We start from the raw sequence: 14,470 nt of genomic DNA, 5'->3' as shown, positions 1-14,470 counted from the left end.
ATCATCCTCACCAAGGCTGCCACTGTCAAGGGCAAGGATCACTGGTCAACTGGCAAGAGCTTCCCCGTTCGTACATCATAGATCCAACCCGTAACCGTTGTCTCCGGCACAATGAACGGCGAACGCCGAATAAGCGCTATATCGTCACGGACACTCTGTTCGAGATCGGTAAACGGCAGAAAGGCCCAATCGTCGGCGGGTACGCCAAACTGCTCACGGAGCCGCTGACGCAGTTGCTCATCGGTAAAGGTCAGCATGCCGCAGTCTGTATGGTGAATCACGAGGATTTCACGGGTGCCCAGAAATTGTTGGGAAATGATAAGGGACCGGAGAACATCAGCCGTGACGCGCCCGCCAGCGTTGCGAATGACGTGCGCATCACCTTCTTCAAGCCCAAGGAATTTCGCTGGATCAAGGCGAGCATCCATGCATGTCACAATCGCCACGCGCTTGGTTGGCGGTGCGGCAAGATCGCCCTTGGCAAACGACGATGCATAGCGTGCATTCGCCTCAAGGAACTGGGAGACTGCAGACACAGTGCCTCTCCCTTCCGACGATAGCTCGGCCGGGCGTGCCGGACAGGTCAACCGCCCGGCCGAGACTTCACGACACGGTTACCGCTCGATGGGCAGACCAACGGCGTTGCCCCATTCTGTCCACGAGCCATCGTAGTTCTTGACCTTTGGATACCCAAGCAGCTCGTGGAGCACGAACCAGGTGTGTGACGATCGCTCACCGATGCGGCAGTAGACGATCACATCCTTATCAGGAGTCACCCCTTGACTCTGGTAGAGCTGACGCAGCTCTTCCGCATCCTTAAAGGTGCCATCCTCGCGCACTGCCTGTGCCCACGGAATATTGGCTGCGCCGGGGATGTGGCCACCACGGAGCGCACCCTCCTGCGGATAATCCGGCATGTGGAGGAGTTCACCACGGTACTCGCCTGGCGAGCGCACATCGACCAGCGGCTTACCCTCACCAACCTTCTGGCGACCCCGATACCCGATGTGAGCGAGCACCTCGTCGCGGAACGCTCGCAATTCCGGATTCGGCGTCGGCACTGGATACTCCGTGGGTGGGTAGCTCGGCACCTCGCGGACGAGCGGGCGTCCTTCGGCCTCCCACTTCTTGCGTCCACCGTCCATGATCGAGAGCGGGCCATGGCCCATGTAGCGGAAGAACCAGTAGGCGTACGCGGCCCACCAGTTGTTCTTATCACCATAGAAGACGACGCGCGTCTGCGGCGTGATGCCGAGCCGGCTCATGAGCTGAGCGAACTGCTCCGGGCCGATGAAGTCACGGACCAACGGATCTTGCAGGTCCGTATGCCAGTCAATCTTGACCGCACCCGGGATGTGACCCAGCTCATAGAGCAGCACGTCCTCATCGGACTCGACGATACGGACATTGGGATCATCAAGGTGCTCGGCAACCCACTCGGTCGACACCAGCACCTCAGGGTGAGCATAGCCACGGTTGGCGATACGCGGATCAACCTCAAGCTGTACCTGTGCCATTGTTTCCTCCCTCCTTCTCGACTTTCCTCGTTGCTTCGCTTGGTGCGCTAATCGGCTGCTACAGCCGGACGAGTAATTTCGAGTTGCGTTGCGATCGGTACTGGGCGCGTCAGCATGTCTTCGACCGGGCAGACGCGAGCAACCCGTTCAGCAAGCTCGCGGAGCCGCTCCTCAGGCTCTGGGCTCTGCAGCCGGACACGCATTTCAATCTTGGTAAAGCCAGGGCGAATATTCGGATCCAACCCAAGGAAGCCCCGTAAGTCAAGCGTGCCAGTGAGATCAATCTCAACGCCATCAAGCTGAATTCCCAGCTGATGTGCTAAGACGCTGTACGTAATTTCCTGGCAGGCTCCGAGCGCGAGGAGCAAGAGTTCCACGGGATTTGGCCCAGTATCCTGGCCACCAAGGGCAGGCGGCTCGTCGATAATCATCGGTGGGAAATTCCGGACATGTCCTTCAACCTGCGTCCCGCCAATCCAGCGGGTATGAACCGTCATCAGCCCTTCGGCCATGAGCGGATTGGCCTTGATCGCCTCAGCCAGCGTAGCAAAGGTCTCCTTGATCTGCTCGCCATTGCCGTTGCGCGCCATCGTCCTTCAAACCTCCCTCTGCATTGGTGTCAGGGTGTCAAAACAACGGCGACAAAAGCGAGATGTCGAGGCAAACTGGCCATCGTGTGCACGAGCCGTGCAGGATGGCACAGTGCCCGACGCTCCCGTCAGGCACGACGTTCGCTGACCCGCCCACCAGAGGGCGACGGTCAGCGCCCGGTACAGTTGCAGATACGGGGCCAGAAGGAGAAGACGCCAATCATCGGCGGGCAGGGCGGTACGAGCCATGCGCGCGTGGCATTAAGGTGAAGCAGTTGCTTGTCGATCGTAAGCTGCATGGTCGCCATCATTCCGCCCTCACTGCAGCAGCCAATTCCCGAGTATAGCGAGAATGTTACGACAACGTCAAACCGGCCCAGGTGCCTCTCCTGGGCCGGTGAGGACACTGGATGTTAGAGGCCACGGTCAGGGCCCGTTGCCTGGAGTTCCTCAACAATGAGCTGCAGCTCAGCTGCGCGCGCATGCATGCGGACAATCGGCTCACCATCAGGGTCGAGGAAAAGGATATCGACATGGTCGTTGGCTTCAACCAACTCGGAGCCACTATAGTCGAGCTCAACCGTCAGGACTGGCGTGATGCGGTCAGACTCCGCAAGCGGCTCACCCGGTGGCGTATGCGCCCGGGCATAGCGGAGGTGGTTGAGCAAGTCGGTAAGCGCTCCACGCTCGTTCGGCTCTTCGCCAAGGTAGAGGGCAAGGTCGATGCGCCCGTCGCTGACATGGAGATAGTAGCCATCTTCAGCCTGCTCGAGGGCAACATCATGCGGGAACCACAGATCGTAGATAACGAGCGGCCGAGCCTCGCCTCCGTCATCTTCTTCCTCGTCCTCAGCCTCGCTATAGGACTCGGGCGTAATCGGCAAGGCGGGAATGCGCTGCCCCTGGAGAAGCAGCAGGTGCGCAATGCCGTAGGTATACAGCATCTCGGCCAAGCGAGACCGGACAGGAGCCGTGAATAAGCCAGGAAATTCGCTTTCGATCAAGCGCTCGAGGGCAAGGAGTAAGCGTGCTAACTCCGGTCGCCCTTGGAGTTGCTGTTGCACAAAATGGCGGGCACCGTCATAGGCAGCACGCAGATCGGCATCGAGCTCATCGCCAGTCTGCTCAGCCAAGAAACGCTGAATCGCTTCAAACAGATCGTCTTCGGTCGGTTGCCCGTCGCGGATCGGTTCTTCTGCCACTGCCGAACTCCGCTACTCGCCACGCATGGCGTGTTGGCGTTCACTGTGCAATTGTGGCACGTCAACGCGACGCCGTCTAGCCTTTTATGCTGGAGTATAACGCGCGATCTGTGGTAAACCTATCGCCTTGGCAGCCCCATTATGGGGCATGGGCGTGACGGGAGGACAGCTGGCGCAGTGGCACGAGCAGCAACGCGAGCACAAGTCGAGGCGCCATACTTTACCGCCTGGCAAGCATTCCAGGAGCAGCAGCTTGTCTCGTTTTCGGTGCCTGGGCATAAGCAAGGACGCGGTGCGCCTCCAGAGTTAACCAAAGTGTTTGGGGCGCAGGCATTGGCGCTGGATATCCCGCACGCCGGCGGTGTTGATGACACGCATCTCACAGCGGAAACACTGCGGCAGGCCGAGCAGTTAGCAGCTGAAGCATGGGGTGCTGATGATGCTCTCTTCCTCGTCAACGGCAGCACGACCGGCAATGTCGCGGCTATGCTTGCCCTGGCTCGGCCAGGACGTCCGCTCATTGTGACACGGGCCTTGCATAAATCGTTGCTCGCCGGGCTCATTTTGAGTGGCGCCCGGCCCGTTTACCTCACACCAGCCTTACACCCCGAAGCCAACCTCTTGCTGGATATGCCAGCTGAGGTCGTCGCCAGAGCCCTGGCGGAGCATCCTGACGCGACAGCCGTGATGCTTGTCAGCCCGACCTATACCGGTGTGGCAAGTGATCTGCCAGCAATCGCTGCCATCTGCCAGCAGGCAGGCGTACCACTGTATGTCGACGAGGCCTGGGGACCACACTTTGCGTTTCACCCAGCGTTGCCAACACCAGCGGTCCAGGCTGGGGCTGATGCAGCAGTAACGAGTATTCACAAGCTCCTCGGGGGGATTACGCAGGCAGCGCTCCTGCTCTGCCGGGGCGAGCGCGTGACGCGAGCCCACCTTGGACCTTGTGTTGAACTGGTGCAGACGACCAGTCCTGCGGCGTTCTTGTACGCATCAATTGATGCAGCCCGTCGACGTATGGTTCTCGAGGGGCAAGAACTGCTCGATCGAGTGCTGGCTTTAGCGGCTGAGGCCCGGGTTGCTTTAGCACAGATCCGTGGTTTGTGGGTACACGGGCCGGAGCTGATTGCTGATCGCCCAGGAGCAGCGTTTGATCCAACGCGCATTCTGGTGGATGTGCAGGGACTTGGCATCACGGGATACGAGGCTGAACGCGTCCTCCGCGAGCGCTTTGGTGTTGCCGTGGAGATGAGCGATCTCGTAAGCGTGATGTTTGTGATTTCGCTTGGCGATACTCAGGAAACCATCGACCGTCTGGTCGACGGCATGCGTGGACTCGCCGAATGGGCACGGGCTCAAGGGCCAGCATCGTCAGCCAGGGCATCAGCATTCGCAGCGTTCCGCTCGACCGGCGCGGTGTTAACGGCATGCCCACCCGCACTTACTCCCCGCGAAGCCTTCTTCGCGCCAAGTGTCGCTGTGCCGCTCAGCGAAGCAATCGGGCGAATCGCTGCTGAGCCGGTCACGCCGTATCCACCGGGAATTCCGGTGATTGCACCGGGAGAGCTGATTACTGCTGAGGCGATTGCCTATCTTGAAGCAGGCCGAGCCGCCGGCATGTATGCCAGCGGGCCAGCCGATCCGCGCTTACACACTATCCGCGTCGTGGCGGAGTAATTCGCCGTCGTTTCTGCCGCGAACGGCGGTGACGACAGCGCGAACGGTTTCCCATGGGGTAGCAACCGGAATAACACAGCCAGGAGCAACCAACAGCCCACGGCCGGCGCACTGGGCGACCGCGTCACGAGCTTGGGCAGCGGCCTCTGTGGGCGGGAGGAAGAGGATCGCCCGCTCGTCGATCCCGCCAGCAACGGCGCGACCAGTTCGCTGCGCACCCTCCGCAAGCGACGGGCCAGCACGCCGATCATGCCAATTCACGATGTGCACAGGATAGTCGCGAGCAAGATCAAGGAACGGCTGTGCGCCGTGGAGGTGGAGGAGCACCGGAAAGGCGCCAGCTGCCGCCTCCAGAACAGCGAGGTCGTACGGCACGCCGAATGTCGCATACGCTTCACGGGACAAGACATCGGCTGTTGCGCATTGTGTCGCAAAGAAGAGGCCATGTGCCCCACGATCAAGCGTCGCCGCAACAAATGCCCGAGTTACTGCAGTTATTGTCTCAAGTCCTTGGCGGACAAGGTCAGGATGCTCCTGGAGGTGGGTAAAGACACGGCCACCCGAGAGCTTCACCGCAACGGTCAGCGGGCTGAACACCGTCTGGAGGATTGGGACGCTGTCGCCAATCGCTGCACGAACTAACCGAGCTGCTTCGATAACAACACGAAACATGCCCCGATCGACCGGCACGCTCGCCAGCCGTGCCCAATCTTCTGGCGTCGTGACAGGAAAGCGCGTTGTCTCCCGCGTACCGCCAGGACTCCCACGGTAGACACTTTCCGCTCCCCAGTCGATCGTCGGGTAATCCCCTGGTGGCATAAGCTTGATGAGATCGAAGCCAAATGCACGCTGCCAGGCGAGTGTTGCGGCAGCTAAACCGTCAGCCGTCTGATCGACAATCGGAAAGTGTCGCCAGAGACTCACCGGCGGACGATCAAGCTGTTCTCCGGCGACTATTGCCTGTATTCGCTCGAACGCGGTGGGCATTGGAACTTCCTCCACGGTATGCAGCGCATTGCGTTATCAGCAGGATTATGCCGGAAGTTCGGGCGATGACGATGATGTCGGGGGAGGCAGCAACGCGTTCTCTTCACCAAGCAGCGCGCTCGTGGACTGCGAGAGACGGGTCAGCGCGCCCTGCGCATCAGCGATGTGGCGTTGAAGATCATTGCGGCTATTCTGCAGGAGGGTGAGCGCACGAGAGAAGCGACCGTTCAGTTCATTGTCGACCTGCATCAACGCCTGACTCAGCTGGTGAATCAGCGCGTTCAAGCGGGCAGGATCAAGATCGCTCCGCGGTAGAAACCGGATGCAGAGCTGGAGAAGGGTGAGGAGATAAGGCACGGCCATGCTATACGCAATGATGACCACGCCACGTTGCAGGGCATGCGCATGAACGCGCTCAACCGACTGATACACCGCCTCTGGAACGGCAGCAATGCCGATGCCAATCGTCAGCTCAGGATCAAGATAGCTCGCAACCTCGTCGACTTTCCGCTCGAGAGCTCGTTCGATCTCACGGACGAGCTTATCGCGCTCAACGTCATCAGTGCAGGTCGCAAGCCGCTCCAGTTCCTGAGCCGCGATCCATTTGGAATCAATCGGAATGCACTTGCCATTGGGAAGGCGAAAGGCTAACTCGACCTCACGCCCATTAATCTTCTGCCCGACAACTTTATAGTCTGGCGGGAGTGCCTCGAGAACTGCTTTGAGAATGCGCTCACCCGCGAGGCCACGAGAACGCACACCTGCAACAACGGCTTCCAGCCGGCTGAGCGTCTCCGTCATCTCTTGCTGGCGACGTTGGGTTTCCTGCTCACCACGCTGCAACGCAGCCAGCCGCAACTGCGCGTCACTCAGCACGTTGTGCAAGTTCTGCAGGGAAGAGACGATCGTCTGTTGATGCTGGCTGGCGTTCTCGAGGCGGCTGAGGATCGCCGCCATGTCTTGCTGCCGGCGCCGCGTCTCTTCTTCGTTGTTTTGCAGCGTCACCAGTTTTTCTTGAATCGCGAGCAGTGTGGATTCAAGCGCTTGTTGGCGCTGGCTCGTGTCATCAAGCCGTCCCCGAACTTCGCCAACGCTTTCACGGAGAGCAGCAAGTGTTGGCATAAGCTGACTCTGGACGGCTTCGAGACGGGCAATTGTTTCCGGCAAGGGAGATGGCAGCGACGTGGCCTGGCGGCGAGACAGCAACTGCCCAAGGAAGAACCCAACAGCAAGCACGAGGATAACAAGAACTACCAGAACCCCAAGCGAGACTGTCACTGCTGCCCCCTTCCCCTGCCCGCTGGCACAACGCAGTATAGATCACCGGGCAGGAGAAGGGAAAACGAGACTAGGCTCGTGGCGGTAACGGCATCAGGAGAGCCGGAGCTGGCGCATCAACGAGCCAAGACCCCAGACGCAGCAACACGAGGCCGATCCAGAGCCGTACATGACGCGGGCGCGCCCGCGGGAGCTGCCGCGCTCGGCGCTCCGCGGCAGCATATGCAAGCACCTGCTCGCGATGGAAACGACTCAGTTCCTGGGCTATCCACGGATGCATCTTCTTCTCTTCCTTTGCTTACCACATATGCACAATACATGGTCTATTCTGAGCGGCGGGACAGTAACTCCAGTAACTCTTCGGCTTCCGCAACACTGATTTCTCCCCGAGCAAGGGCCTCGAGCACAGCTCGCTCCGACATGCGCTGTTCGCTGGTTTCAGTATCAGCGGTACGAGTTGTGGCTGCGGCTGGTTCAGCCGATGCCGTAGGGCCAGCCGGCTCGGCTGGCGCAGACGGTGTATCGGCCGGTTGGGGCTGCGGTGGTGTGGGCGGCTCTGGCGCGGCCGCGGGAGATGAGGGAGCGCGAGAAGCAAGCCAGCGAAGCGTTACGTCGCCCTGCCCTGAGCGGATGAGGATTTCAGCGCGTGGTTCGCCCGTGCCGATACTCCCGACCATACGCCGACCAAACATGCTGCGTGGTCCCCGTTGGCCGACTGTTACGAGAGGGATATCGGAGTCGATATCACCACGGGCAACGACTTCAATGCGAGCTGGCAGGTTTTGCGGGATGCTGATCTTGACGTCACCAGTTCCGGTAACGAACTCGTGCTGGCCAACGTCAAGCCAGAGTCGGCTGATGATGTCACCGCTGCCGAGTTGCACTGAGGTCTGCTGAGCGCGTCCACTTTGCAGGTCAATATCGCCAGAGCCGCTTTGGATAACAAGCGACGACGCTATACGGTCGATGTACCGCACGTCGCCAGAGCCAAAGGCGATCTGTGTTGCCCCAGATCCGCCCTCAATCATGACATCACCGCTGCCGCCCTTGAGGTGAATCGCTCCATCAATTGCGCTCAGGGTGATGTCGCCAGAACCAGCCTGGACATCAACATCTCCTTGAAGATCGACAACCTGGACATCACCCGAACCAAGCGACGCGGTAATGTGGCCGCGACCACCAGAGACGAGGAGATCGCCAGAGCGTAGATGCAACGTTGCCTCACCGTTGAGGTTCGAGAGGACAAGCGTGCCACGTTTCCCACGTGCTTCCAGCTGGGTGACAGCAAGCGGAACACGGAGGACGAGTCCGACAGGCTCGGCACCGCCACGCCACCCGCCAAAGAGCCAATCGACAAGGCCGCGGAGCGCTTCGAGCCGCGTCTCAACTTTGACGTCGACACCTTGCTCGGTCACTGCAACGTGACCAAAAGGGCCGAGGCTGACATGAACGCCACCCTCGCCGACGGTGAAGCGGCCAGGCCGACTTGTTGCCCGGTGATGTTGCCCAGCCCACCAGTCGCCGGTTAATCCCCATCCCCAATCTTCAGGTTCATCGCCATCATTCCGCTCAGCAACAACAGTGATATCGCTGCCACCAACATCGACGCGGACAGGGAGGTCTGGATCATGCTCGACAATGAGTTGATCAACCGGCTCCCAGCGCACGGCGACGCGGGCACGGTCAAAGCGGAGAAACAGCCGTGAGGCATGGCCTATCGCAAAAGATTGACGCTGGTTCTCGGTCATCCTTCACCTCCTTGTCCTTCAGCCGGCTTTTGTTGACGCAGTAGCGCGAGAGCTTCGGTGGGACTGAGCTCGCCACGGGCGACACGTTCAAGCACCTCGCGGCGGGGATTTGGCCGCCGCGGGGGTTGGGCTGCCGGTTCATCACGCAAGGCATCGATGACCTCTTCCAGCTTGGCGCGGACGGTGGGATAGGAAACTCCCAGCGCTCGTTCAACCTCACTGAGGTTGCCGCGACTGCGGACGAAGAGGAGCAGGAACGCTTGCTGATCGCGCGAGAGGCGAGCAAACGGGCCCGGCGCCCAGTGACCGCGGACAACCGTGCCGCAGTTTGGGCAGGCAAGCTCACGGAGCTGCAGGGGCTCGTTACAGGTTGGGCACTGTGTCGGTGCAGGGAACATTGGCACCTCCTTTATCATGCAAAAGCATAGCAGAGTTCCTGTCCAATGTCAATCAAAAGATGAAAATTTTCAATTTTTGCTTGCGGCAATGAAACCCGCTAGAGTTGGAGCAAGGGAAGGATGGGGTGATGGGCTGCGCCCTGGCTGTGCTCTTCGATCTGGACGGAACGTTGCTCGATAGCGAACAGGCACACTACGCCGCCAGTAATGCAGCGCTGCTGGCGCTGGGACTCGGTCCACTGCCATGGGAGGAGTACACCCGCTGGATGTATGGGCGGCCTGACCGCCCGAGCTTTCGCGACTACCTCGCCGCGCGAGGGCTCCCGACCTATGACACGCTGGTTGAGGAACTCGTTGCAGCAAAAGCCCGGGCCTTTGCCGAGCATCTCAGCGCGCTCCGGCTGTTTCCCGACGCTGCCGCGACGCTGCAATGCGCCACCCAGGCTGGAGTGCACCTTGGCATCGTGACCGGCGCACGCCGTCATGAAGCGGAGTGGGTGGTACAGCACTTGCTCGATGGCCTTCAACTCGACGTGCTGGTCACGGGAGACGATGTGCGGTACGGCAAGCCTGACCCCGAACCTTATCTTCTCGCGGCGCAGCGGCTACAGTTGCCTCCCACTGCCTGCGTCGTTGTTGAAGATACACCGGCAGGTATCCAGGCAGCCAAAGCTGCCCAGATGCGCTGCCTGGCCGTCGACCGCGCCGGGACGTTCAGTGCTGGGCTCGGAGCAGATCGCATCGTCTCGACCCTGAGCTGGGAAGCGATTCGCGACCTCGCGGCGCTTGCCTGTGACCCCTAGCTTTCTCCCCATCGCACATGCCAAAGCTGGCGTTGCTCAAGTTGCTTGACGAAGTTGACGTCGCGCTCCGTCACGCCACCGCTATCGTGGCTCGTTAACGCGAGCTGCACGCGGTTATACGTGATCGTAATGTCAGGATGATGCCGAAGCTCCTCCGCGAGGTCGGCAACCGCATTGACGAATGCCATCGCCTCACGGAAGGTGCGAAAGCGGAACTCCCGGCGCAACGCATTGTCCGCGTATTCCCAGTCCGGTAACTGCGCTAACTCCTGGGCGATTTGTTCGTCTGACAAGCGGGGCATCTCCGTGTCCTTTCCGCTACACGCGTTGACCGATCATCGACGGTGAATAGCCTCAGCGCAAGTATGCCTGGCTGCGGACCAAAAGGCGACAACATCGCCAACTAGATCGGCAAAATGCATGCTTATCACATATTTGACCATCCCCTCGAATATGCTCGTCATAGATGATCGATATTCGGAGAACGGAGAGATTTACCCCAAGAACATGATCTTGAGGTATTCGTGATGGATGTGTGAGAAGTCGATTCATCCTTGACAAGAGCATCACGTATGAGTAGAGTAGCGAACGCTGTGTGATAGATGGAATCACACAGCAAGACAACGCAATAGGGCGTGATGGCGGCCGCCGAACGAGCGCCCAACAGTGGGGGATCAAAAAGAACGCGCCAAGGGAAGGGGTATCGTGACGGGGTTCCGACGCGCGCTCCGGCTGGCCGCTTGTCTCTTCCTTGTCGCCAGCCTTGGAGCTTTACCGGTGCGCGCTGCCGATCGGCAATATGACCCGCTCCGGATATCACCATCGGTCAGCGCTGTGTGGTTTCAACTTGATGGGGCGAACGCATTCAACGGAGGAAAGCAGCCATGGCTGCTTGGTCCGAGCGTCCGAGCAGTTGGCAAAGAGCCATACCGCGAGGCCCCAGGCGGTGCTCGGACAGTCTACTACTTCGACAAGGGACGTCTCGATTTGAACGGGGACAACAGTCCTGCGCAGCTTGCCTCGCTGGTTCGTGATTTGCTCTCCGGGCAAATCCAGGTTGGCGACCAGCTCTACGTTACTGCCCAGCCAGCATCTGTGCCGGTCGCTGGCGATGTGAGCGCCAATCCACGAGCGCCGACCTATGCTGTGCTTGGTCGCCTCGCTTCGGTCGGCAACGATCTGGCCGGGCGACGGCAACCAAACCGCATTGGCCAGGCAGTAACCACACTGCTCGATGCCGACGGTACCGTGCACTCCGATGCTGTGCCAGATCATGGCGTGACAGTTGGCTGGTACGAGCCGACCCTTGGCCACAACGTTGCGGATGTCTTTTGGCAGTGGATGCAAGCCCAGCCGCTCCCGTGGGTCACGTTGACGGGCTTGCCACTCACCGATCCGTACTGGGTTGAGACGAACATCAATGGCCAACCGACGACCGTGCTCATCCAAGCATTCGAACGTCGGGTGCTGGCATACAATCCCGCAAGCCCGCAAGGATGGCAGGTGACATCCGAGAACGTTGGGATCCACTATCGGATCTGGCGGCAGGAACAGACACCTGACGATCCAACCCTGGCGGCGCTCGCCCGGAACGTGCCAGCCGGAGAAGTCCTGGTCACGCAAGCGCTGGCGAATGGACTCGATCCCTATCGCTTTGTGGCATTGGCTGAGCTTGCAAGCCACTTCGATCCGCTTGCGCAGACGGGCAACGGCATCGGGTTACTGGGATTGCCACGCGACGTAGCCGCTTCGCTCGGTAATGCAGCCCAAGACCCGACGGCGAATGCGCAACTCGCGGCGAAAACCGTGGCGTCACTCCGTGGCAACGGCGATGACGATGCCGCCTGGGGAGCCTATCTCCAGCGCGCTGGGATTGCGGTCAGTCTCGATACCTTGCGCCAGACTGCTAACGCCTATCGCGCTCGCTTCGCCCATTTGAGTGAGCCGCCCAGCGCGACGACGTATCGGCTGATTGGTCAAGGGCAAGCGGCATTCTACTCGCCGAACTACACCCGGCAATGGTGGGACAGCACCTTGCAATCGTATGCCAGCTGGGGAGGTGCAACCCCCGGGGCACAGCCTGATCCCAATGGGTACTACTGCGTGCATCCAGATTTCCGGCCGGGCCAGCGCCTGCTGCTGATTGCAAACGGGCATGCACTCTGGTGCACCATTGGTGATACGGTGAGCCCCGGCGACATCCCAGCCTGGCGAAGCAAGTGGGTGATTGAGCTCGCCTGGGATACGTTCCAGGCCCTTGGGTTGAACAACGCAAATTGGGTCGCGGTCTACCAGCCGTCTTAGACCACTGGCCCGCACTACTGGGGAGCGCCTGGATACAATCCAGGCGCTCCTGCTGTTATCGCCATGTCTGGCTCAGCAACGACCGGCGACCATTGACAAAAGAGCAAGCGGGGAATACACTCGCTTCCTCTTTGGCAGCTCCCACCTGCGACGGTGGGCAGCGAGTGGAGGGGTAAGGTATGAGCACACTTGAACGACTCTTCGAATTTAATCGCTGGGCCAACATCGAAATGGTCAAAGCCTGCCGGCAGCTCTCGCCTGAGCAACTCGACCAGGCAGTACCAGGACTGTACGGCAGTGTGCGTGCGACACTTGTCCATATCGCGGCAGCAGAATCGCGTTACGTGAGCGTACTTGCGAGCGCAGCTCCGACAGTGAAGCCAGTGGCGACTGTCGCAGAAGATGCGACACTCGATGAGATCAGCGCGGCACTTGCAGCATCGGGCAGTGCGCTCCTTGAGCTTGCACGAACGCTGGACGGGGAGCAACGTGTCCTGCGGCGATCAGCACGGCTTCCCCAGCCACAATCCTTGCCGGCGTGGGTCATACTTGGGCAGGCAATCGCCCATGGCTGTGATCATCGCTCACAGCTTGCAACCGCGTTGACGCTTTTTGGTTTCACGCCACCAGAACTTGACCTCTGGGCATATGCTGAGGAAGAGGGCGTGATCACACTGACAGAGAACTAGAGTCGAACCCGGCATTCCCGTCTCGTAAACGGATGCCGGGTTCGAAAAGCGTTGTCCACACCCACGCTGGTGTTCACACGCACGATCACTGCCGCGATAGCTCAGCAGCGAGCGCGGAGAAGGGATCGCCTGCTAGGCATAGCTCGAAGACGAGCGCTGACCAACAAGAACCTCTCGCATAATCTCGATGGCGCGCTCGATATCTGCCCGTGAGACGTTCAGGTGCGTGACCGCGCGAAGGAGGTACGGGCCAAAGACACTGCAGCGAACGCCTCGCGCCATAAAGGCCTGATTCAGCTCGTCCGCCGTCCACCCGGTATCACGAACATCGAAGATTACGATATTCGTCTCAACATCGGCAGGATTAAGGCGGATACCTGGAATTTCAGCCAGGCCCCGAGCGAGGAGTTGAGCATTTGCATGGTCTTCGGCAAGTCGCTCAACGTGATGCTCAAGGGCATAAATGCCCGCTGCAGCGAGAATGCCAGCCTGGCGCATTGCCCCACCGAACATCTGCTTGTAGCGGCGCGCTCGTTGGATCGTCTCCCGGTCGCCAGCAAGCACGGCACCAACGGGGCAACCGAGCCCTTTGGAGAGATCGATCCAAACGGTGTCAACGCTGGCGCTCCAGACATGAGCAGGAATACCGGAAGCGATGACGGCGTTGAGCAATCGTGCACCATCGAGGTGGACTTTCAAGCCAAGGCGATGTGCTGTGTCAGTCACGGCCTTGAACGTCTCGAACGGCCAGACTTTGCCACCGCCGCGATTGTGGGTGTTCTCGAGGCAGACAAGGGTGACAGGTGGCGTGTGCACGCCATCGCCGGGATAGGCAGCCGCCTCAAGTTGCTCGGGCGTAAAGACGCCGCGGACGCCGTCGAGCGGAACGGTGAGGACGCCGCAGACCAGGCCAGCACCGCCAGCTTCTGACGTCATCGGATGAGCAGTCCGTTCGAGAATGACACGATCACCGGGTTGCGTATGGACTTTGATGCCGATGAGGTTACACATCGTGCCAGAAGGAAGGAAGATCGCGGCCTCCTTGCCAGTCAGTGCCGCTACCATGTCCTGCAGCCGATTGACTGAGGGATCTTCACCAAGCTGCTCGTCGCCAACCGGTGCCTCAGCCATCACCCGGCGCATTTCCGGTGTTGGTTGCGTTACCGTATCGCTATACAGGTCAATCATACCGTCCTGCCTTTCCCATCGATGACGCGGTCACGGTACCGCGTTTGCGCCCCGTATACTACTCCAGATGACCTGCCGGGTCAGGG

The 14,470-nt window shown here is 60.1% G+C and carries 15 protein-coding genes; 4 read left to right on the top strand and 11 right to left on the bottom strand.

Translation table 11 applies throughout. From position 1 onward, the window contains the following. Window positions 1-38: 38 nt before the first annotated feature. The 4 genes from N675_RS04465 to N675_RS04450 form a co-directional block, all read right to left on the bottom strand. Window positions 39-536, bottom strand: coding sequence for a beta-class carbonic anhydrase (locus tag N675_RS04465; protein ID WP_038038258.1), 498 nt, complete (start codon window positions 534-536; stop codon window positions 39-41). Between the two features lie 78 nt (window positions 537-614). Beyond that, window positions 615-1,517, bottom strand: coding sequence for a sulfurtransferase (locus N675_RS04460; protein WP_051914147.1), 903 nt, complete (start codon window positions 1,515-1,517; stop codon window positions 615-617). Window positions 1,518-1,564: 47 nt separating this feature from the next. Continuing rightward, the gene (locus N675_RS04455) at window positions 1,565-2,107 is read right to left on the bottom strand and encodes an OsmC family protein (protein WP_038038257.1); all 543 of its coding nucleotides are present in this window, start codon (window positions 2,105-2,107) and stop codon (window positions 1,565-1,567) included. A gap of 413 nt (window positions 2,108-2,520) precedes the next feature. Next, entirely contained in the window at window positions 2,521-3,309 is a 789-nt protein-coding gene (locus N675_RS04450; protein ID WP_038038256.1) for a hypothetical protein, read from the bottom strand. 177 nt (window positions 3,310-3,486) lie between these two features. On the opposite strand from N675_RS04450, the gene N675_RS04445 reads away from it, so the two are divergent. Continuing rightward, on the top strand, window positions 3,487-4,989 hold the full coding sequence (locus N675_RS04445) for an aminotransferase class I/II-fold pyridoxal phosphate-dependent enzyme (RefSeq protein ID WP_038038255.1): 1,503 nt from the start codon (window positions 3,487-3,489) through the stop codon (window positions 4,987-4,989). On the opposite strand, the gene N675_RS04440 is transcribed toward N675_RS04445, so the two are convergent. The 5 genes from N675_RS04440 to N675_RS04420 all read right to left on the bottom strand — a co-directional run bounded on the left by N675_RS04440 (window position 4,960) and on the right by N675_RS04420 (window position 9,400). Then, window positions 4,960-5,976: a uroporphyrinogen decarboxylase family protein gene (locus tag N675_RS04440; RefSeq protein WP_038038254.1), complete on the bottom strand. Its 1,017-nt coding sequence runs from the start codon at window positions 5,974-5,976 to the stop codon at window positions 4,960-4,962. The genes N675_RS04445 and N675_RS04440 overlap by 30 nt on opposite strands. A gap of 45 nt (window positions 5,977-6,021) precedes the next feature. Next, window positions 6,022-7,254 (bottom strand): DNA recombination protein RmuC, encoded by a 1,233-nt coding sequence (gene rmuC / locus N675_RS04435; protein WP_038038253.1) that lies wholly within the window; start codon window positions 7,252-7,254, stop codon window positions 6,022-6,024. A gap of 70 nt (window positions 7,255-7,324) precedes the next feature. Continuing rightward, the gene (locus tag N675_RS04430) at window positions 7,325-7,534 is read right to left on the bottom strand and encodes a hypothetical protein (protein WP_038038252.1); all 210 of its coding nucleotides are present in this window, start codon (window positions 7,532-7,534) and stop codon (window positions 7,325-7,327) included. A gap of 43 nt (window positions 7,535-7,577) precedes the next feature. Then, window positions 7,578-9,002: a DUF4097 family beta strand repeat-containing protein gene (locus N675_RS04425; protein WP_038038251.1), complete on the bottom strand. Its 1,425-nt coding sequence runs from the start codon at window positions 9,000-9,002 to the stop codon at window positions 7,578-7,580. Then, a complete protein-coding gene (locus N675_RS04420) occupies window positions 8,999-9,400 on the bottom strand; it encodes a DUF2089 domain-containing protein (RefSeq protein ID WP_051914145.1) in 402 nt (133 codons plus the stop codon). Before N675_RS04420 ends, N675_RS04425 begins: the two co-directional genes overlap by 4 nt. Before the next feature lie 128 nt (window positions 9,401-9,528). Between N675_RS04420 and N675_RS04415 the strand changes: the two genes are divergently transcribed. Continuing rightward, window positions 9,529-10,203 carry an HAD family hydrolase gene (locus N675_RS04415; RefSeq protein WP_038038249.1) on the top strand — a complete coding sequence of 225 codons (675 nt, stop codon included), beginning with the start codon at window positions 9,529-9,531 and terminating at the stop codon, window positions 10,201-10,203. On the opposite strand, the gene N675_RS04410 is transcribed toward N675_RS04415, so the two are convergent. After that, complete coding sequence (locus N675_RS04410) at window positions 10,200-10,505, bottom strand: 4a-hydroxytetrahydrobiopterin dehydratase (RefSeq protein ID WP_038038248.1); 306 nt, start codon at window positions 10,503-10,505, stop codon at window positions 10,200-10,202. The two genes, N675_RS04415 and N675_RS04410, sit on opposite strands and share 4 nt — an antisense overlap. Before the next feature lie 403 nt (window positions 10,506-10,908). On the opposite strand from N675_RS04410, the gene N675_RS13545 reads away from it, so the two are divergent. Together N675_RS13545 and N675_RS04400 are read left to right on the top strand one after the other, a co-directional pair. Continuing rightward, window positions 10,909-12,507, top strand: a complete 1,599-nt coding sequence (locus N675_RS13545) for a lysozyme family protein (protein WP_051914143.1) — start codon at window positions 10,909-10,911, stop codon at window positions 12,505-12,507. Between the two features lie 179 nt (window positions 12,508-12,686). Next, complete coding sequence (locus tag N675_RS04400; RefSeq protein WP_038038246.1) at window positions 12,687-13,196, top strand: DinB family protein; 510 nt, start codon at window positions 12,687-12,689, stop codon at window positions 13,194-13,196. Window positions 13,197-13,328: 132 nt separating this feature from the next. Here the strand turns inward: N675_RS04400 and N675_RS04395 are convergent, their stop codons facing one another. Continuing rightward, complete coding sequence (locus N675_RS04395) at window positions 13,329-14,384, bottom strand: threonine aldolase family protein (protein WP_038038245.1); 1,056 nt, start codon at window positions 14,382-14,384, stop codon at window positions 13,329-13,331. Between the last annotated feature and the right edge of the window lie 86 nt (window positions 14,385-14,470).

This window comes from Thermorudis peleae, assembly GCF_000744775.1.
Lineage (GTDB): Bacteria > Chloroflexota > Chloroflexia > Thermomicrobiales > Thermomicrobiaceae > Thermorudis > Thermorudis peleae.
Note: the sequence above shows the minus strand (reverse complement) of the source record. Positions and strands in the feature narration are given on the sequence as shown.

Excerpts from the sequence above, each read along its gene's own strand:
- N675_RS04460 (WP_051914147.1), bottom strand. The coding sequence starts at position 1,517 with ATGGCACAGGTACAGCTTGAGGTTGATCCGCGTATCGCCAACCGTGGC.
- N675_RS04455 (WP_038038257.1), bottom strand. The coding sequence starts at position 2,107 with ATGGCGCGCAACGGCAATGGCGAGCAGATCAAGGAGACCTTTGCTACG.
- N675_RS04440 (WP_038038254.1), bottom strand. The coding sequence starts at position 5,976 with ATGCCCACCGCGTTCGAGCGAATACAGGCAATAGTCGCCGGAGAACAG.
- N675_RS04430 (WP_038038252.1), bottom strand. The coding sequence starts at position 7,534 with ATGCATCCGTGGATAGCCCAGGAACTGAGTCGTTTCCATCGCGAGCAG.
- N675_RS04425 (WP_038038251.1), bottom strand. The coding sequence starts at position 9,002 with ATGACCGAGAACCAGCGTCAATCTTTTGCGATAGGCCATGCCTCACGG.
- N675_RS04420 (WP_051914145.1), bottom strand. The coding sequence starts at position 9,400 with ATGTTCCCTGCACCGACACAGTGCCCAACCTGTAACGAGCCCCTGCAG.
- N675_RS04415 (WP_038038249.1), top strand. The coding sequence starts at position 9,529 with ATGGGCTGCGCCCTGGCTGTGCTCTTCGATCTGGACGGAACGTTGCTC.
- N675_RS04410 (WP_038038248.1), bottom strand. The coding sequence starts at position 10,505 with ATGCCCCGCTTGTCAGACGAACAAATCGCCCAGGAGTTAGCGCAGTTA.
- N675_RS04400 (WP_038038246.1), top strand. The coding sequence starts at position 12,687 with ATGAGCACACTTGAACGACTCTTCGAATTTAATCGCTGGGCCAACATC.
- N675_RS04395 (WP_038038245.1), bottom strand. The coding sequence starts at position 14,384 with ATGATTGACCTGTATAGCGATACGGTAACGCAACCAACACCGGAAATG.